This window comes from uncultured Photobacterium sp., from assembly GCF_947502415.1.
In the GTDB taxonomy this organism is placed as follows: Bacteria; Pseudomonadota; Gammaproteobacteria; order Enterobacterales; family Vibrionaceae; genus Photobacterium.
In genome coordinates this window covers 16,868-36,284 of record NZ_CANMZV010000013.1, presented here as the reverse complement: position 1 = coordinate 36,284, position 19,417 = coordinate 16,868, and the positions used below count along the sequence as shown (strand labels likewise).

The 19,417-nt window shown below is 48.3% G+C and carries 13 protein-coding genes; 10 read left to right on the top strand and 3 right to left on the bottom strand.

The window, feature by feature from the left end:
• Window positions 1-8: 8 nt before the first annotated feature.
• On the top strand, window positions 9-1,850 hold the full coding sequence (aceF, locus tag Q0852_RS14420; protein WP_299019091.1) for a pyruvate dehydrogenase complex dihydrolipoyllysine-residue acetyltransferase: 1,842 nt from the start codon (window positions 9-11) through the stop codon (window positions 1,848-1,850).
• A 182-nt stretch (window positions 1,851-2,032) separates the two neighbouring features.
• Window positions 2,033-3,460: a dihydrolipoyl dehydrogenase gene (lpdA, locus tag Q0852_RS14415; protein WP_299019089.1), complete on the top strand. Its 1,428-nt coding sequence runs from the start codon at window positions 2,033-2,035 to the stop codon at window positions 3,458-3,460.
• A 248-nt stretch (window positions 3,461-3,708) separates the two neighbouring features.
• Here lpdA and Q0852_RS14410 read toward each other — a convergent pair whose 3' ends face one another.
• Window positions 3,709-5,631: a methyl-accepting chemotaxis protein gene (locus Q0852_RS14410; protein WP_299019086.1), complete on the bottom strand. Its 1,923-nt coding sequence runs from the start codon at window positions 5,629-5,631 to the stop codon at window positions 3,709-3,711.
• A gap of 157 nt (window positions 5,632-5,788) precedes the next feature.
• Between Q0852_RS14410 and Q0852_RS14405 the strand changes: the two genes are divergently transcribed.
• Both Q0852_RS14405 and acnB read left to right on the top strand, forming a co-directional pair.
• Window positions 5,789-8,011, top strand: a complete 2,223-nt coding sequence (locus Q0852_RS14405) for a patatin-like phospholipase family protein (RefSeq protein WP_299019084.1) — start codon at window positions 5,789-5,791, stop codon at window positions 8,009-8,011.
• A gap of 215 nt (window positions 8,012-8,226) precedes the next feature.
• Complete coding sequence (gene acnB, locus Q0852_RS14400; RefSeq protein WP_299019082.1) at window positions 8,227-10,824, top strand: bifunctional aconitate hydratase 2/2-methylisocitrate dehydratase; 2,598 nt, start codon at window positions 8,227-8,229, stop codon at window positions 10,822-10,824.
• Between the two features lie 118 nt (window positions 10,825-10,942).
• Here acnB and Q0852_RS14395 read toward each other — a convergent pair whose 3' ends face one another.
• The gene (locus Q0852_RS14395) at window positions 10,943-12,079 is read right to left on the bottom strand and encodes a glycerate kinase (protein WP_299019079.1); all 1,137 of its coding nucleotides are present in this window, start codon (window positions 12,077-12,079) and stop codon (window positions 10,943-10,945) included.
• Between the two features lie 248 nt (window positions 12,080-12,327).
• On the opposite strand from Q0852_RS14395, the gene Q0852_RS14390 reads away from it, so the two are divergent.
• The 6 genes from Q0852_RS14390 (at window position 12,328) to Q0852_RS14365 (ending at window position 18,579) form a co-directional block, all read left to right on the top strand.
• The gene (locus tag Q0852_RS14390; protein WP_299019269.1) at window positions 12,328-12,696 is read left to right on the top strand and encodes a YacL family protein; all 369 of its coding nucleotides are present in this window, start codon (window positions 12,328-12,330) and stop codon (window positions 12,694-12,696) included.
• 193 nt (window positions 12,697-12,889) lie between these two features.
• Complete coding sequence (gene glnK, locus Q0852_RS14385) at window positions 12,890-13,228, top strand: P-II family nitrogen regulator (RefSeq protein ID WP_299019077.1); 339 nt, start codon at window positions 12,890-12,892, stop codon at window positions 13,226-13,228.
• Between the two features lie 26 nt (window positions 13,229-13,254).
• The gene (locus Q0852_RS14380) at window positions 13,255-14,484 is read left to right on the top strand and encodes an ammonium transporter (RefSeq protein ID WP_299019075.1); all 1,230 of its coding nucleotides are present in this window, start codon (window positions 13,255-13,257) and stop codon (window positions 14,482-14,484) included.
• A gap of 236 nt (window positions 14,485-14,720) precedes the next feature.
• The gene (locus tag Q0852_RS14375) at window positions 14,721-15,734 is read left to right on the top strand and encodes a Fe(3+) ABC transporter substrate-binding protein (protein ID WP_299019073.1); all 1,014 of its coding nucleotides are present in this window, start codon (window positions 14,721-14,723) and stop codon (window positions 15,732-15,734) included.
• Window positions 15,735-15,910: 176 nt separating this feature from the next.
• The gene (locus tag Q0852_RS14370) at window positions 15,911-17,539 is read left to right on the top strand and encodes an iron ABC transporter permease (protein WP_299019071.1); all 1,629 of its coding nucleotides are present in this window, start codon (window positions 15,911-15,913) and stop codon (window positions 17,537-17,539) included.
• Window positions 17,539-18,579 carry an ABC transporter ATP-binding protein gene (locus Q0852_RS14365; protein WP_299019069.1) on the top strand — a complete coding sequence of 347 codons (1,041 nt, stop codon included), beginning with the start codon at window positions 17,539-17,541 and terminating at the stop codon, window positions 18,577-18,579. Before Q0852_RS14370 ends, Q0852_RS14365 begins: the two co-directional genes overlap by 1 nt.
• Before the next feature lie 105 nt (window positions 18,580-18,684).
• On the opposite strand, the gene Q0852_RS14360 is transcribed toward Q0852_RS14365, so the two are convergent.
• Window positions 18,685-19,290 (bottom strand): TetR/AcrR family transcriptional regulator, encoded by a 606-nt coding sequence (locus tag Q0852_RS14360; RefSeq protein WP_299019067.1) that lies wholly within the window; start codon window positions 19,288-19,290, stop codon window positions 18,685-18,687.
• Window positions 19,291-19,417 lie beyond the last annotated feature (127 nt).

Sequence of the window (19,417 nt, the reverse complement as noted above, 5' to 3'; positions counted from 1 at the left end):
AATACAACATGGCAATCGAAATTAATGTACCTGACATCGGTGCGGATGAGGTTGAAGTAACTGAGATTCTTGTAAGCGTTGGCGACAAGGTTGAAGAAGAGCAGTCTTTGATCACTGTAGAAGGCGACAAGGCTTCTATGGAAGTACCAGCTTCTCAGGCGGGTATCGTTAAAGAAATCAAAGTTGCTGAAGGTGACTCTGTTTCTACTGGTTCTCTGATCATGATCTTTGAAGCGGAAGGTGCTGTAGAAGCACCTGCTGCTCCAGCAGTTGAAGCGGCTCCAGCGGCAGCCGCTCCTGCTACTTCAGAGCTTAAAGAAGTTCACGTACCGGATATCGGTGGCGACGAAGTAGAAGTTACTGAAATCATGGTCGCTATCGGCGACAGCATTGAAGAAGAGCAATCTCTTCTTACTGTTGAAGGCGACAAAGCATCAATGGAAGTTCCTGCGCCATTCGCGGGTACGCTAAAAGAGATCAAAGTAGCGGCAGGCGATAAAGTATCGACTGGCTCTCTGATCATGATCTTTGAAACTGCAGGTTCTGCTCCAGCAGCAGAAGCGCCAGCGGCGGCTCCTGCAGCATCTGCAGCGAAAGAAGTAAACGTACCAGACATCGGCGGTGATGAAGTAGAAGTTACTGAAATCATGGTTGCTGTTGGCGATAAGGTTGAAGAAGAGCAATCTTTGATCACTGTTGAAGGTGACAAGGCTTCTATGGAAGTTCCTGCACCATTCGCGGGTACAGTTAAAGAAATCAAGATTGCAGCTGGCGACAAAGTGTCTACTGGCTCGCTAATCATGGTATTCGAAGTTGCGGGTGCGGCACCTGCTCCAGCGGCGGTAGCGCCTGCAGCAGCGCCAGCGAAAGCGGCACCGGCGGCAGCTCCTGCAGCGACTGGTGATTTCCAGGAAAACAACGAGTACGCACACGCGTCTCCAGTTGTTCGTCGTCTAGCTCGTGAGTTTGGCGTTAACCTATCTAAGGTTAAAGGTACTGGCCGTAAGCAACGCATTCTGAAAGAAGACGTACAGAACTTCGTTAAAGAAGCGCTTAAGCGCCTTGAGTCTGGTGCTGCTGCATCTGGCAAAGGCGACGGTTCTGCGCTTGGTCTACTACCATGGCCGAAAGTTGACTTCAGCAAGTTCGGTGAGACTGAAACTAAGCCTCTATCTCGCATCAAGAAGATCTCTGGCGCTAACCTGCATCGTAACTGGGTAATGATCCCTCACGTTACACAGTGGGACAACGCAGACATCACTGCTCTGGAAGCATTCCGTAAAGAGCAGAACGCGATTGAAGCGAAGAAAGATTCAGGCATGAAGATCACTCCACTTGTGTTCATCATGAAAGCGGTAGCTAAAGCGCTTGAAGCATTCCCTGCATTTAACTCTTCTCTATCTGAAGACGGTGAAAACCTGATTCTGAAGAAGTACGTGAACGTAGGTATTGCTGTTGATACGCCAAACGGCCTGGTTGTTCCTGTCTTCAAAGACGTGAACAAGAAAGGTATCTACGAGCTATCTGAAGAGCTAATGGCTGTATCTAAGAAAGCTCGTGCGGGTAAGCTAACTGCAGCTGACATGCAGGGCGGCTGTTTCACTATCTCTAGCCTTGGCGGCTTGGGTGGTACTGCATTCACACCAATCGTGAACGCACCAGAAGTAGGTATCCTAGGTGTATCTAAGTCTGAAATGAAACCAGTATGGAACGGCAAGGACTTCGAACCTCGCCTGATGCTTCCTCTGTCACTGTCTTACGATCACCGCGTGATCGATGGTGCTGAAGGTGCACGCTTCATTACTTACCTAAACGGTTGTCTATCTGATATCCGCCGTTTGGTGCTTTAAGGTTTCATATCCACAACGCCATGCCTGCAAAAGCAGGCATGGAATTGTTGTGTAGCTCACAGGCTATGCCAATTTCCTTTTCAGTTTGTTAACAGGGCTGTAAACTTGTTAGTCAACTAGAAGTATAAAGTGCAAATAACCTTATAGCCTGTTAGGGATAAAAGACTTACAACGAGGTCATGATGAGTAAAGAAATTAAAGCCCAGGTAGTGGTTTTGGGTTCAGGCCCTGCTGGTTACTCTGCGGCGTTCCGTTGCGCTGACTTAGGTCTAGATACGGTTCTAATCGAAAAGTACAACACCCTTGGTGGTGTATGTCTGAACGTGGGTTGTATCCCATCAAAAGCTCTGCTTCACGTAGCAAAAGTTATCGAAGAAGCTAAAGCAATGGCTGATCACGGTGTTGTGTTTGGCGAGCCGCAAACAGACATCAATAAAATCCGTTTGTGGAAAGATAAAGTAATCACTCAGTTAACCGGTGGTCTTGGCGGCATGGCTAAGATGCGTAAGGTTAACGTTGTTAATGGTTACGGTAAGTTTACTGGCCCGAACACTATCGTAGTTGAAGGCGAAGACGGTCAAACAACTGTAAACTTCGACAACGCGATTGTTGCTGCGGGTTCTCGTCCAATTGAACTGCCTTTCATTCCGCATGAAGACCCACGTATCTGGGATTCAACGGATGCTCTGGAGCTGAAAGAAGTTCCTGAGAAGCTGCTGGTAATGGGTGGCGGTATCATCGGCCTGGAAATGGGTACGGTTTACCACGCACTAGGTTCTCAGATCGACGTTGTTGAAATGTTCGATCAGGTTATTCCTGCGGCTGATAAAGACATCGTTAAAATCTTTACTAAGCGCATCAAGAAGAAATTCAACCTGATGCTGGAAACCAAAGTAACGGCTGTTGAAGCGAAAGAAGACGGTATCTACGTTTCAATGGAAGGCAAAAAAGCACCTGCAGAGCCTGTACGTTATGATGCAGTACTTGTAGCTATCGGTCGTGTACCAAACGGTAAGCTGATCGACGCTGAAAAAGCGGGCATTGAAGTTGATGAGCGTGGCTTTATTAACGTTGATAAGCAGATGCGTACCAACGTGTCTCACATCCACGCTATCGGTGATATCGTTGGTCAGCCAATGCTTGCTCATAAAGGTGTGCATGAAGGTCACGTAGCTGCTGAAGTTATTTCTGGTAAGAAGCACTACTTCGATCCTAAGGTTATTCCTTCAATCGCTTACACCGAGCCAGAAGTGGCGTGGGTTGGTAAGACAGAGAAAGAAGCGAAGGCTGAAGGTATCAACTACGAAGTTGCGACTTTCCCATGGGCGGCTTCTGGTCGTGCAATCGCTTCAGATTGCTCTGACGGTATGACGAAGATGATCTTCGACAAAGATACGCACCGTGTTATCGGTGGTGCTATCGTTGGTACCAACGGTGGTGAACTACTGGGTGAAATCGGCCTTGCAATCGAGATGGGTTGTGATGCAGAAGATATCGCTCTGACTATCCACGCCCACCCAACACTGCACGAATCTGTTGGTCTGGCTGCGGAAGTCTTTGAAGGTTCAATCACTGACCTTCCAAACGCGAAAGCAGTTAAGCGTAAGTAATTACGTTTTCTTGACTATGAAAAAAGCGCCTTAGGGCGCTTTTTTTGTGTCTGCTGTTTGATGCTTCCTTTGCTTATACCAAACTGAATAATAAGCTTGCCTATCAGCGATTATTGTTCAGTTTTGTATGACTCTTTTTTGTGAAGGGAAGGCAGTGTTTTGGGGACTTATAAAGTAAAAAGGAGAGCCGAAGCTCTCCTTTTCATTATCATTTTGTAGCAAGCTAAGCATCTCGCCATTTTTTTCTTTTACAGCTTAAACGTACCAACCATATCATCAAGGCGCTGAGACAGTTCACGGAGTGACTGGCTTGAGTTAGCCAGATCCGTTGCGGTATCAGCCGTTCGCTGGGTGGTTTCATTGATCTCTTCAATATTGCAGTTGATGTCGTTAACAACGGTAGACTGCTCTTCGGTAGCCGTAGCGACCTGGGTATTCATATCGGAAATCAGGGTGATACGGTCAGCGATGGATACCAGTGCGCCAGAAGCCTCATCGGCTGCCGAAACACCTTCAGACGTTAGCTGGCGGCTATGTACCATAGCGTTAACCGCATTACTGGCTTCTTCCTGAAGACGGTTGATCATGTTCTGGATCTCGTCTGTTGAATCAGAAGTACGGCTGGCGAGGCTACGAACTTCGTCTGCAACAACGGCAAAGCCGCGGCCTTGTTCACCGGCTCGTGCTGCTTCGATTGCAGCGTTCAGTGCCAGTAGGTTGGTCTGCTCGGAAATACCGCGGATCACATCCAGGATACTGCCAATCGCCTGTGTATTGTTGGCAAGAGATTCAATCACCTCACTTACCTGTGATACATCGCTTGATAGCTGGTTGATGCTGTTGCGAGCCTGGCCTACAACGTCCTGGCCGCCCTGAGTCTCTTCATCTGCATTGTGCGCGGCTTCGGCTGCCTGGGCTGCATTGCCGGCAATTTCATTGACGGTTGCACCCATTTGGTTGATGGCGGTTACTACCTGAAGAGTTCGGTCTCGTTGGGTATTGCTGTTATCCAGGGTCAGTTGAGCCTGAGAAGCTACGGCTTCAGCTGCGCCGCGCAGTGAGTTGCCCGTTTCAGCGACTTCTTTCACCGAGTGATGGATTTTGCTGATAAAACTATTAAAACCGTCAGAAAGCTGGGCGATTTCATCTTTGCCTTCCACTTCGATTCGGTGGCGCAGGTCGCCTTCACCTTCTCCCAAGTCTTTAAAGACAGCAGCAAGACGCTCGATAGGGCGTGTGATATTGCTGCCAAGCCAGATGGCTAGTAGAACGAATACCGCAGCAATACCAGCGGTCCAGAGCATGATCTGGTACTGGGCTTGATTCAGGCCAGAAAAAGCTTCTTCTTTAGGTAGTTCAGCGACGACATACCATTCCATCGACGGAATATAGCTGGTCGCAATCAAGGTATCTTTACCATTAATTTTTGCTTCAGCGACGTTGAATTCGCTTTTACTCAGTAGCTGGCGGGTAATATCAGCACCATAGACTTTAGCCAGGTTCGTGTTGCCCATTTTGTTAGTGTCTTTATGGATACGAATCAAGCCGCTGGCGTCGGTCAGGTAGACAAAGCCGGTCTTCTCCAGCTTGAATTGGTTAATGAAACGAACCATTTCATCAATAGACTTTGACAGGCCGGACATACCACGGCCGTTTAGCTGCTGGAAGTTCACGAACAGTTTTACATCACCGTTGGCTTCGCGAAAGACATTCAGCATGGTGGCGTTGCCGCTATTTACATAGTTAAAGAACCAGCCGTCCATATTGTTATTTGGACTCAGCTGACGAAGGAAACCGCCCTGGTTCCAATAACGATGGGTTTTTCTATCTGCAACTGATGAATCGAATAGGTTATATTGCGCTTTGATATCATTGAGCACCTGAACCATGCGCGCTTCTTTTTCAGGTGTGCGTTCACCTTCGTAGTAATCGGTCACAAAGCGGTTGTTGGCAAGCTGCTGAGCTGCGGCTTGTATTACAGATATCTCTTTGTCGATGTTGTTACCGATTTGCTTTAAAGTGGCAGGCAATTCTGACTTGAGCAATCGGGTCTCGACGACATCGCGGGCTTGGTTTTGACCAATGATACCCACAAGTATTGTTGAGGCTAGAACGGCGAGAACCATCGCCAGAATCAGTTTCTGTTTAATGGTGAACTGGTTGAACTTCATAATGCTTAGCTGCTTCTAGGTATAGTAATGAACGAGTGAATCGTTTTCGGACAATATGTAGCCAATGACAAAAAATATGCCATCAATGATAAACCACTTTTTGATTAATTATCGACCATTCCGCTGTAAAACTTTAGTGAACGTGATCACATTATTAATGATATTTCTATCATTAAGTGCGTACGCATCAGAAAGACCCAAAGTTGGTGTCGTTTTAGGTGGTGGTGGAGCTAAGGGGGCTGCCCATATTGGGGTTCTGAAGGCATTAGAAGAGATGCAGGTTCCGGTTGACTACATTGTTGGTACCAGCATGGGGGCTTATGTCGGTGGACTTTATGCTACAGGGATGAGTGCTGATGAAATTGCATCCTTACTGACGACGGTTGACTGGGAAAAAGGTTATCAAGACCGGGTCTTGCGAAGTGATCGCCGGGTCAGGGAGAAGCAGCAGGAAGACAGGTATCAGGTTAGCAGCGAAATTGGCTTTGATTTCTGGGAGCTGAAGGCGCCCAAAGGGTTAGTTCAGGGCCAGAGTATGGGGGAAATCTTGCGCGCCACGTCCGGAAATCTGCCAGAGCTGAAAAGTTTTGATCGGCTACCTATTCCGTTTCGTGCTGTGGCGACAGATATCGAAAATCTTGAACCTGTTGTGTTGGACAGAGGGGATTTGGCCGAGGTGATGCAGGCCAGCATGTCGATTCCGGGTCTTTTGCCGCCGATGGAGCTGGGTGACAAGTTGCTGGTTGATGGTGGGATCACTAACAACCTGCCGATATCAGTGGTAAAGGAAATGGGGGCCGATATTGTCATTGCCGTCGATATCAGCAGCAACTTTAAAAAGCGCGACGAGCTTGATAATTATTTTGCTGTAATGGATCAGCTGACGGATTTTATGGTCCGTGATAATGCGAGCCGACAGATCAAATTGCTGACCGATAAAGACGTATTAATCCGCCCGAATATTCGCGGTATTTCGACAGCTGATTTTTCTCTGATGCCTGAGGCATTTGAAAGTGGATATAAAGCCGCTGTGGCCTATGAAAAACAGTTACAGGCAATGGGGCGTTCACCCTGGTTTCAGGCTTATATTGAGCGTAAACAGCGTAAGCGACGCAGCCTCAACCACCTTGATGAGCTGACGATCGATGACATTCAGTTGGTTAATCATAGCCATTATTCTGAGCAGGTGTTACTTGATCGGTTGCAGTTAAATGCCGGTGATGAGATCACTTCTGAAGAGTTGGCCGAGAGTGTACGTAACCTTTATGCCCTGGATCGTTTTGGACGTATTGATTATCGAATCAAAAAAGAAGGGGATGAAAACATTATCAAGCTGGAAGTTACGGAAAAAAGCTGGGGGCCCCACTTTATTGATTTGCGTTTTGCCCTGGAAGATGATTTTGAAAACAGTACCGAGTATTCCATGGGAGTGGCCTTTAATGTTACCGGGCTTAGCGAGGCTGGGGCTGAATGGCGTTCTGAGCTTGAATACGGGTCAAGTAACCGGATTGCGACTGGGTTATATTTGCCATTCGTCCAGGATCAGGAGTGGTTTAGTCAGGTTACAGCCGAGTACAAACTGGAAGACCGGCATGTAAGTAACCTCTTTGAAGAACCAAGCCTGGACAACGTTGATTTTTTCATTCCGGCTTCTTTTACTGATGTTACTTTCGATGCTTCTTTTGGTTGGCAACCGGAGCTTTGGCAGGAGTTTCGTTTGGGTTTCAGGTACATAACTGGTGATATCGATTTTCCTCGTCTTGTTGATCTTAGCCTTGATACTACTAGCTTAAAGCGAGAGAGTAAGATGGGTTATATCAATTATAACCTGGATACGCTTGATGACTTTATGTTGCCGAAAAGTGGTAACTATTTGTACCTTGAAGTAGCGGGCTCTGATGATACCGGGAAGAGCCAGGGTGAAGTAGAGACTGATTTCTCCATGCATTTTGATGTTAAATGGAAAGGGGCTTATACCACAGCGGATCATACCTTTATGGGAAAAGCTGAAATTGGTCGGTTAGACTCACGGCTTATTCAGCTCTTGTATCCGCAACAGATCGGTGGTTTCCTCAATTTATCCGGGATCCCGAAAAATAGCTTGTCCGGTAGCAATAAACTCTTTACAGCCCTTATTTATCGCTATCACTTGCTGGATCAGGATTTTGGGTTGTTCAAGTCGACTGTTTACCTAGGAAGCTCGGTCGAATGGGGAGGGGTTTATAACAACAGTGATCTATCGCTGAAAGAAGCTCCCCTGTATTTTGCCGGTAGTGTGTTCTCCGGTATAACCACGCCGCTTGGACCGTTGATTGTAGCCTATGGTCAGACTGAGCAGAATCATGGTGCCTTCTATGTCTTTTTCGGTGGCGCGCTGTGATTCTAATAATAATGCGTGAAGTAAGAATGTTGAAAAATAAGGGTGGATTTTAATTTTAAGTTAAAACTGATATGCTGATTGAACGGTTTTGGTCTCTTCTATATGTACTTAGCTCTTAGTCAGGGTGTTTTTCATGACGAGGGGGAGTAGAGGAGATCAATCACTTCCAAGGATGTTTAGCTATTAAGGCTAAACCGAAATAAGAGGAATATGTCGTGCTTGAAGCTTACCGTAAACACGTCGAAGAACGTGCTGCAGAAGGAGTTGTAGCCAAACCGCTTGATGCCGAGCAGGTTGCGGCTTTGGTCGATCTCCTGAAGACCCCCCCCGCGGGTGAAGAAGCCTTCCTGCTGGAGCTATTTGAAAATCGTATTCCACCAGGTGTCGACGAAGCAGCGTATGTTAAAGCCGGTTTCCTGGCTGCTCTGACTAAAGGCGAAGCGGTGTCCTCGATTGTAAGTAAGGAGAAAGCAGCCGAACTACTTGGCACTATGCAAGGGGGCTATAATATCGAGCCTCTGATCTCCCTTCTTGATGATGCCGTACTTGCTCCGATTGCCGCTGAGGCGCTTTCTCACACTTTGCTAATGTTTGACGCCTTCTATGATGTGGAAGAGAAAGCCAAAGCTGGTAATGAGTTTGCCAAACAAGTTATTCAGTCCTGGGCTGATGCTGAGTGGTTCCTGTCTAAGCCTGAATTGGCTGAAAAGATCACCCTGACCGTGTTTAAAGTGACAGGCGAGACGAATACCGATGATCTTTCGCCTGCTCCTGATGCCTGGTCACGCCCGGATATTCCGCTGCATGCGCTGGCAATGTTGAAGAATGAGCGCGACGGTATTGAGCCGGATCAAGGGGGTGCCGTCGGTCCGGTTAAGCAGATTGAAGCCTTAAAAGAAAAAGGCCATCAGTTGGTGTATGTGGGAGATGTGGTCGGTACCGGTTCTTCACGTAAGTCGGCGACGAACTCTGTATTGTGGTTTATGGGAGATGACATTCCTCATGTGCCGAATAAGCGTGCTGGCGGTTATGTTCTAGGTGGTAAGATTGCGCCAATTTTCTTTAATACCATGGAAGATGCCGGTGCACTGCCAATTGAAGTGGATGTGACGGCTTTGAATATGGGGGATGTTATTGATGTCTACCCGTTTAAAGGCGAAGTACGCCGCCATGACAGTAACGAGCTGGTATCGAGCTTTGAGCTGAAAACGGATGTCCTGATTGATGAAGTTCGTGCCGGAGGCCGTATCCCACTGATCATCGGTCGTGGCCTGACCGATCGAGCCCGTCAGTCACTGGGTCTGCCGTCATCAGATGTATTCCGTCGGCCTGGAGCGGTGGAAGATACCGGCAAGGGTTTCACCCTGGCCCAGAAGATGGTGGGTAAAGCGTGTGGTGTGGAAGGTGTTCGCCCAGGAACATATTGCGAGCCTAAGATGACGACGGTCGGCTCTCAGGATACCACCGGCCCGATGACCCGCGATGAGCTGAAAGATTTGGCTTGTCTTGGTTTCTCTGCCGAGCTGACCATGCAGTCGTTCTGTCATACCTCGGCCTACCCAAAACCGATTGATGTGAATACCCATCATACCTTGCCTGATTTCATCATGAACCGTGGTGGTGTTTCGCTTCGTCCGGGGGATGGTGTAATCCACTCTTGGCTAAACCGTATGCTGCTGCCGGATACCGTGGGTACGGGCGGTGACTCGCATACCCGTTTCCCGCTGGGCATTTCTTTCCCTGCTGGTTCTGGTCTGGTGGCGTTTGCGGCGGCAACCGGTGTGATGCCGCTTGATATGCCTGAATCTATTCTGGTTCGTTTTAAGGGCGAGATGCAGGAAGGGATCACCCTTCGAGATCTGGTTCATGCTATCCCTTACTACGCCATTCAGCAAGGCCTGCTAACGGTTGAGAAAGCCGGTAAAATCAATGAATTCTCCGGTCGTGTTCTGGAGATCGAAGGGGTTGAACACCTGACTGTCGAGCAGGCTTTCGAGCTGTCTGATGCATCGGCTGAGCGTAGTGCGGCGGGCTGTACCGTTAAGCTGTCACAAGAATCAATTGCAGAGTATCTGAACTCGAATATTGTAATGCTCAAATGGATGATTGCTGAAGGTTATGGCGATCGCCGCACCATCGAGCGTCGTATTACGGCGATGGAAGAGTGGGTGGCAAATCCGGAGCTGATGCAAGCGGATAAGGATGCTGAGTATGCGCATGTAATTGAAATTGATCTGGCGGAAATTAAAGAGCCGATCTTATGTGCGCCGAACGATCCCGATGATGCACGTTTGCTGTCTGATGTGCAGGGGACCGCGATCGATGAAGTCTTTATCGGTTCGTGCATGACCAATATTGGCCACTTCCGTGCTGCCGGTAAGCTGCTGGAGAAATTCGGTGGTCAGCTAGATACCCGCCTGTGGGTTGCACCGCCAACCAAGATGGATCGTGATCAGCTAACAGAAGAAGGTTACTACGGTATATTTGGCCGCGCAGGGGTACGGATCGAAACTCCGGGGTGTTCTCTGTGTATGGGTAACCAGGCACGTGTTGCCAATGAAGCGACAGTTATGTCGACTTCAACCCGTAACTTCCCGAACCGTTTGGGAACCGGAGCCAATGTTTACTTGTCTTCTGCTGAACTTGCTGCGGTTGGCGCTATTCTTGGCCGTATCCCGACTAAGGAAGAGTATCTGGAGTACGCGAAGCAAATTGATGCGACGGCTGCTGATACCTACCGGTACTTGAACTTCCACCGCATGGAAAACTACACCAAAAAGGCGGGTGACGTGATTATTCAGGCGGAAGTCTAACTGCGAACCTGATAAATAATGCCTAATAATAAAGCCCTCGCATTGCGAGGGCTTTTAGTTTACAGCGCATTTCTACGAATGCTGTTTTACTCGTCTACACGTCGAAACGTCGGACTCTTTATCTATTACTGACCGTCAGCATCGCAGCGATATTCCGCGCTGTCATCTCAACATTGAAGGAGGCTTCATCCAGGGCATCTTTGAGCTCCATTGCTCTGGGAACGACGCTGAACACGGCATCAATACCGTGGTCGTAAACAACGTTGCAATCATTGGACAGACAGCCTGCGATACCGATCACCGGAATCTGGAATTTCTTGGCGGTACGGGCCACTCCGATAGGAGTCTTGCCGTGGATGGTCTGGCTGTCGATACGGCCCTCGCCGGTGATCACAAGGTCGGCATCAAAGAGTATTTCGGTCAGGTGAACTGCATCCATCACAATCTCTATTCCCGGTCGCAGGCTGGCATCAAGCAGGCCTAGAAAAGCGGCTCCTAAGCCACCTGCGGCACCAGCTCCAGCTCTTTCTTTTACATCACGGCCTAATTGTGTCTTGATAACATTTGTGTAGTGAGCAAGGTTGGCATCTAGCTGCTTGACCATCTCCGGTGTCGCCCCTTTTTGTGGGCCGAATATATGGGATGCCCCTTTGGGACCGCACAGCGGATTATCGACATCACAAGCGACTTCCAGTTTTATTTTCGCAAGGCGAGGATCGACATGGGTTGTATTGATTGTCTCCAGGCGTGATAGTTCGTCACCGCCAAAGCCTATCTCTTTATCATTGGCATCCAGGAAGCGGAAACCCAATGCCTGGGCCATTCCGATCCCCCCGTCATTGGTTGCGCTGCCGCCGATGCCGATTATGATGTGCTCAACACCGTTATCCAGTGCAGCCTGGACCAGCTCTCCGGTGCCGAAGGTGGTGGTTTTTAGTGGATTACGCTGCTTTGGTTCGACGAGATGCAGGCCTGAAGCAGCGGCCATCTCAACGATAGCGGTTTTGCCGTCACCCAGAATGCCATAGAAGCCATTAACCTGCTCACCTAGCGGTCCGGTAACCTTGTGTTTGATAATTGTGCCATGGGTGGCATCAACCAGAGATTGTACCGTGCCTTCGCCACCGTCAGCCATTGGCAGTTTATGATATTCGGCTTCTGGCAGAATTTGCCGAAAGCCTGCTTCAATAGCCGTTGCCACTTCCATCGCGGTCAGGCTCTCTTTATATGAGTCGGGCGCAATAACAATTTTCATGTATTTTTCCTGCTCGGTGTATTGTTGGTCCATGGTGTTGATACGGAATGGTTGTGGTTCACTATGGTGTGTTTGACAATTTACCGCAAGGCAGTGGCATTGGGTTGCATTCTTGTCGCAAATCCTGACAATGTGCGGGCTCTGTAACGATAAGCGTTGTCTGCCATGATAGCGCTGTTGCCTATTGAGCTGGCATTTGTCCCAAGCTGGTGATAGCTGGGCGTGGAATATTGATGATGAGGATAGCTATGGACTACGAATTTAAGAAAAATACCCTGGACGGTAGCTATCATGCCATTTTCTCGATGGGCCATGAGGCGTTGGGGCGCTGGTTGATCGAAGAGGTTGGAAAGGACTTTGCCAAAATCGATACTGTTTTGGCGCAAATTGGTGCGTTGAAAAGCAGTACTAAAGAATGGCGTCTGTTGGGTGAGGATCTGACGCTCAGCCTGCAGGACAATGAAGCCTTGGTACAGGCTAATTATCTATTTTCTGAAGATGAAACCGAGCTTGAGGAAGACATGCATTTCTATGATGATGAGTGTATGTCTCTGTGCGGTTTTGAGGATATGGAGCAGATGCTGCAAGCTTGGCGTGCATTTGTGAATCGTTTTTAAACTTCAAATTCCCGCATTCAGAACAATTTGCTTCTTTTAAGTGAAAGGGCTGCACCTAAATGGTGCGGCCCTTTTTCGTTATGCGCTGTCATTTGTCTATTGTATTGAATTTAAAGTAATTAAAAAATTGGCATAAAGCTTGTTTGCTAGAGAACTGTGATTGAGAGGGAATTCTGATTTTGAGGAGCAGGCAATGAAACTAATCAATGCAATCATAAAACCATTCAAGCTGGATGATGTACGCGAGGCATTAGCGGATGTCGGTGTCGAGGGGATGACTGTCACCGAGGTTAAGGGATTCGGTCGTCAGAAAGGTCATACCGAACTCTATCGCGGTGCCGAGTACCAGGTGGATTTTTTGCCAAAAGTTAAGCTGGAAATTGCGACTCAAGCAGAGAATCTGGAAGCGATTGTCGATGCGATTTCCAAAGCCGCCCAAACCGGAAAAATTGGTGACGGTAAGATTTTTGTTTATGACCTGGATCATGCCGTGCGTATCCGTACCGGTGAGACCGATCTGGAAGCATTATAGGAACTGGACGAGAAGGGGTTATGACTATGGAACTATCAACAACGGTAACTGAGTTACGTTATGCGCTCGATACATTCTTCTTTCTGATGTCCGGGGCTTTGGTTATGTGGATGGCGGCGGGGTTTGCCATGCTGGAAGCCGGCCTGGTGCGCTCGAAGAATACCACTGAAATCCTGACCAAAAATGTGTGCCTTTATGCCATTGCCTGCACCATGTACCTGATTGTTGGTTACAACATCATGTATGTTGATAATGGTGAAGGCGGTTGGCTGCCGTCATTTGGCGCTCTGATTGGTACTCAGGCTGAAGGGGCGGATCATTCTCTGGAGTCGGATTTCTTCTTCCAGGTTGTGTTTGTGGCGACGGCAATGTCGGTAGTCTCCGGCGCAGTAGCCGAGCGAATGAAGTTATGGTCGTTCCTCATTTTCTCAGTCATTTTGACGGCCTTTATCTATCCGATGGAAGGGTACTGGACTTGGGGCGGTGGTTTCCTGTCTGAAGCTGGTTTCAGTGACTTTGCTGGCTCAGGCATCGTTCATATGGCTGGTGCTGCAGCGGCCTTGGCCGGGGTTTTGTTGCTGGGGGCTCGTAAGGGAAAATATGGTAAGAATGGTGCGATTTACCCAATTCCTGGTTCGAACATGCCGCTGGCAACTCTCGGGACTTTTATTTTATGGTTCGGTTGGTTCGGCTTTAACGGTGGTTCGCAGCTGATGGTGTCGGATTTTGAGAATGCCACAGCCGTCGGCCAGATCTTCCTGAATACGAATGCTGCCGCTGCGGCCGGTGCGATTACAGCTCTGGCAGTCTGTAAGACGACGTGGGGTAAGGCTGATTTAACGATGATCCTTAACGGTGCCTTGGCTGGGTTGGTAGCTATTACAGCGGATCCATTGTCTCCGTCACCGATGGCTGCCGTCATTATTGGTGTGATTGCCGGTGCCTTGGTTGTCTTCAGTATCGTTGGCCTGGATAAAGTGAAGATAGATGACCCGGTTGGTGCGATTTCGGTACACGGTACTTGTGGTTTCTTTGGCTTGATGGTCGTACCGTTCAGCAATGTGGATGCAACATTTGCAGTTCAGCTGTTGGGCGCAGTGGTTATCTTTGGCTGGGTATTTGGTATGAGCCTGGCTGTATGGGCAATATTGAAATACACCGTGGGTATCCGAGTGACGGAAGAAGAAGAACTGGCGGGTATGGATCTGCATGACTGTGGTATTGATGCTTATCCTGAATTTGTCAGTGTGAAATAATCAGTGGATAAAATTCAGCCAGTTAACATTTGCGATATGAATGGTGGTTCATTGGTTAATGTTGTGTTACGAAACTTGTAACATATATTTAGATCACAACTTTTAAAAACGCTGCCAATAGGCGGCGTTTTTTTTGTTTTCAAATGTAAGAGAGCATTGTTTTCCAAAAGTGCTAAAGTATAATTATTCGATATTGATAAACATTCTCATTACATTTTGCATTAAGGGATGAATAAATGAAAAAGCTGTTGGCATCAGCAATTTTGGTTGGTTTGGCGGCTCCTCAAGTGGCGACTGCTGCTGAAGAAGTCAATGTTTACTCCTACCGTCAGCCTTTCTTAGTTGAGCCTATGTTCAATGAGTTCACTAAAGAAACCGGTATTAAGGTAAACGTGAAGTTTGCGAAGAAAGGTTTGGCAGAGAAGTTACAGCAGGAAGGCCAATACAGCCCAGCAGACGTGATCCTGACGACGGACATCAGCCGTTTGGTGGAGCTGGCAGAGAAAGAGCTTGTGCAGTCAGTTGATAGCAAAAAAATTGATAAGAATGTGCCGGCTCAGTTCCGTGATAGTGCAGATGAGTGGTTTGCACTGACACTGCGTTCCCGCAATGTTTATTCGTCCCGTGATCGAGTAGGTCGCCTACCGGCGAACTTTGATTATGCGGATCTTGCTAAGCCGGAATGGAAAGGCAAGATTTGTACTCGTTCGGGCAAGCACCCTTACAATGTGTCATTGGTTTCTTCGATGGTTGCCAACCACGGTGAAGCCGAAGCCAAGACATGGCTGGAAGGTGTGAAGGCTAACCTGGCACGCAAGCCTCAGGGTAATGACCGTGCGCAGGTTAAAGCTGTGAAGGAAGGCTTGTGTGATTTGGCTATCGGTAACAGCTACTACTTGGGCAAAATGGTTAATGATGAGAAGCAGAAGTCTTGGGCTGAAGCGGTTTATATTAACTTCCCAGGCCAGAAAGCCGACGGTACCCACGTTAACGTTAGTGGTATGGCTATGGCCAAATATGCGCCAAATAAAGATAACGCACAGAAGCTGATGGAATTTTTGACCGGTGATAAAGCGCAGCAGATGTATGCTGAAGTGAATTATGAGTACCCCGTTAAAGATGGCGTGAAGCGCTCTGAACTTGTCGCATCGTGGGGAGATTTCCAGGCAGATAAACTGTCGCTGGAGAAAGTGGCACAGTACCACAGCACAGCAATCAAGCTACTGGATGAAGTGAAGTTTGATCTGTAAGTTCTTACAAGAAATGGGGTGTTATGCCCCATTTATTTGTTGAGATCTTAGTATCTTTTCCAATAACTAGTGGGAGCTTAACTGCTCTGCTGGCGGAGAAAGTGGTGAGATAACCGCTGTGCAGGCAAGAGTAGTGATGCCATGAATTTATTGCAAAAGGTACTAAGTAGTAAGCAATGAAAGAAAAATATATATGCTGGCGAACCAGTGGCTGGGGATTCTCCTTGCTGCTGGTTTTGCCTATTCTGGCCATTTTCTATACCGCAATGGGAGAGTCGGACGAGGTCTTCTCTCACTTGATGGGCACGGTGATGGCTGTTTATACCAGCAATACGTTCTGGCTGGTTGTTGGGACTATGCTGTTGGCCCTGCTCTTTGGTTTGCCTGCTGCCTGGCTCATGGCGATGTGCCGGATCCCCGGGGAAAAGGTCCTGCAATGGGCGCTTGTCCTGCCTCTGGCCATGCCCGGCTATATAATTGGTTATATTTACACCGACTGGTTTGACTACGCTGGCCCGATCCAGATTTTTCTGCGTGATTTTTTTGGCTGGCAAAGTGTTTCTGATTACTGGTTCCCGGATATCCGTACCTTAGGCGGGGCCTGTCTGGTACTGGCTTTGGTGCTCTATCCTTATATCTATTTGTTGGCGCGCGCCGCCTTTATGGAGCAGAGTGTCAGTTTGCTTCAGTCTGCTCGACTTCTGCGTTGCACCCCATGGGATAGCTTCCGCCGGATATCGCTGCCGCTGGCCCGCCCGTCTATTGCGGTTGGCCTTTCGCTGGTGGCCATGGAGGCGCTGGGGGATTTCGGGACAGTCAGTTACTTTGCGGTGAACACGCTTACGACGGCGGTCTATGATACCTGGCTCGGTTATTCTAACCTTAATGCTGCAGCCAAAATCTCGGCGATCATGCTGATGGTGATTTTCCTGTTGATCAGTGCTGAGCGTTTTAGTCGCCGCAAGCAGAAATTGTTTCAGCAGGAATTTGAGCGCGGTGATGATATTCGCTATGCCCTGACGGGTGTGAAAAAATGGCTGGCCTGTCTCTGGTGCTGGGGGCTGGTAGGTTTTGCCTTCGCCTTGCCGTTGCTGCAGTTGGGTTATTATGCCTGGCATTATTTCTGGGAAAGCTGGACGCCTGAGTTCCAGCAATACAGCTTAAACAGCCTGTTGGTATCTATGGTGGCAGCAGTTTTGGCCGTGATACTGGCACTGACTGTGAATTTTTACCGTCGCCTTGATGGCGGTAAATCGACCCTGGTGCCGATCCGTATTTCATCATTGGGTTATGCCGTTCCGGGAACCGTATTAGCGATTGGAGTGATGATCCCGCTGACCAGTGCCGATCACTTGTTAAATGATTTTGCGATTAGTTTTGGTCTTGGCCGTCCGGGGCTGTTTTTCTCCGGCACGATGATTGCGATTATTTTCGCATTTGTTGTCCGGTTTGCTGCTGTTGCTATCGGTAGTATTGAAAGTAGCCTAGCCAAGGTTCCACCGTCGCTTGATATGGCGTCGAAAACCATGGGTTACGCTTCTACCCAGATGCTGCGTCGGGTGCATCTTCCACTGATTCGCCGAGGATGCCTGATTGCCGGCCTGCTGGTGTTTATTGAATCGATGAAAGAGCTTAACGCTGCTTTGCTGTTACGGCCATTTAACTTCGAAACATTGGCGACCTATGTTTTTAACTTTGCCTCTGATGAGCAGCTGGAGCTTGCGGCTCTTCCGGCGATTATCTTGGTCTTTGTTGGCCTGATCCCTTTGGTGATGGTTAACCGTTCTTTGGAGCAGAAACACTGATGAGTCATGCATTATCCGTTCAAAACCTGACATGTAAGTACAATGGGCAGGCGGTATTACAGAACCTATCACTGCCGGTCAAAGATAATGAGATCGTCTGTCTGTTGGGGGCTAGTGGCTGTGGCAAAACGACCTTGCTGAAAGCGATTGCAGGCCTGCTGCCGCTGGAGAGTGGCGATATTAATATTAATGGCAGGGTGATTGCCGACCAGCACACTTGGTTACCGCCTGAGAAGCGTAATATCGGGATGATATTTCAGGATTATGCATTGTTCCCGCACCTGACGGTTGCCGAGAATATTGCATTTGGTCTGCGTGACTGGGATGAGTCCCGTACCCGGACAAAAGTGCAGGAGATGCTGGAACTGGTTCATCTGATCGGACTGGATAAACGCTACCCTCACCAGCTTTCTGGTGGCCAGCAGCAACGGGTTGCGATAGCCCGTGCGCTGGCTTGTGAGCCTGATTTAATTTTGCTGGATGAGCCATTTTCAAATATTGATACTCAGGTACGCCACGGTTTGATTAAAGAGATCCGTCGGATATTTAAGGCGCAGGGGGTAACAGCGATTTTTGTAACCCATAGCCGCGAGGAGGCGTTTGCCTTTGCTGATCGCCTGGCGGTGATGAACAACGGGGTGATTGAGCAGTTCGGCTGTGCGACAGATCTGTATTATCGGCCGAGTAGCCGTTTTGTGGCCGAATTTCTTGGTATAGGCTCTTATCTGCCGGCTACCGTAAAAAATGATAATCAGTTATTCACCCCGTTTGGTGAGCTGGATTTGAAAGCGGAGTGGCCATATGGAACGGAAACGAATGTGGATTGGTTGCTTCGACCACAGAACCTGAAGGTTAAGCCAGATCTGGGCGGATTGGGGGTGATTACCGAGCAGTTGTTTATGGGAGATAGCTGCCGTTATACCGTTGATTACCAAGGGCATAAATTGGTTGTTAATTCGCATCTGATCTTGCAGGCCGGAGATAAGGTTGCCGTGGAGGTTGAGCCTCATGACCCGGTTGTGTTTGCGACGGCATGTTGATGTGGTATGTATTTATACCAAAATAATCTGAGTAGTATTAGTTACAAATCTAAGGCCAGCATGACGCTGGCCTTATTTGGAGGATTGAGAGGTTGAGCCGGGTTATTATTCGCCAAGTAGGGCTGTAATGTAACCATCAGCCAGCTCTCGCATCTTTTCCTGATCTGGGTTAAGGTTGGTCTGCAGGTAAAGAACGTAGCAAATACCATACAGTTGCCAAGCCAGTTTCTCAGGTGATTGTTGGGTGGTAAGCTCCTGTTTTTCCAAGCCTTCGGTAAACATGTCTGTCAGGCACTGAAGGCTCTTGCGGTTTTCATTGGTAAACTGTGGCCAGATTTCGTCTCGTACTGAGGTACTCCACTCGAACCATACCTTTAGCCAGTCCTGTTGCTCGATAACTCCATCAATCAGGTTGTGACTAATGCAATTCAGGCGAAGCAGCAACGGTTTGCCTGGAGCACCTAAACAGGTCGTTAGCATGGTGCTGAAGCGGTTTTCAACTTGTGCTAGCACTTGTTCGACGAGAGCTTCCCTTGTCGGGAAGTAGTTGAATACAGTTGCCACGGACACATTAGCCATCTCGGCAATGTCCGCATGTCCTGCTCGGCCGATGCCTCGACGGGCAAAAACATCCAATGCAAAATCAAGTAATTGTTGTTTTCTTTTTTCTGGTGAAAGGCGTGTTCTGGTTTTTTTTACGATCGTATCCATTTCGCTTATTTCCCTAGCCCTAACTATTTATAAACGTTATATGCTGATTCTTCCTCATAACTTTACAATAGCAACAGATTGCGTTCAAACTGGTTTTTATTCAAGCTGTATCATATAGTTGACAGTA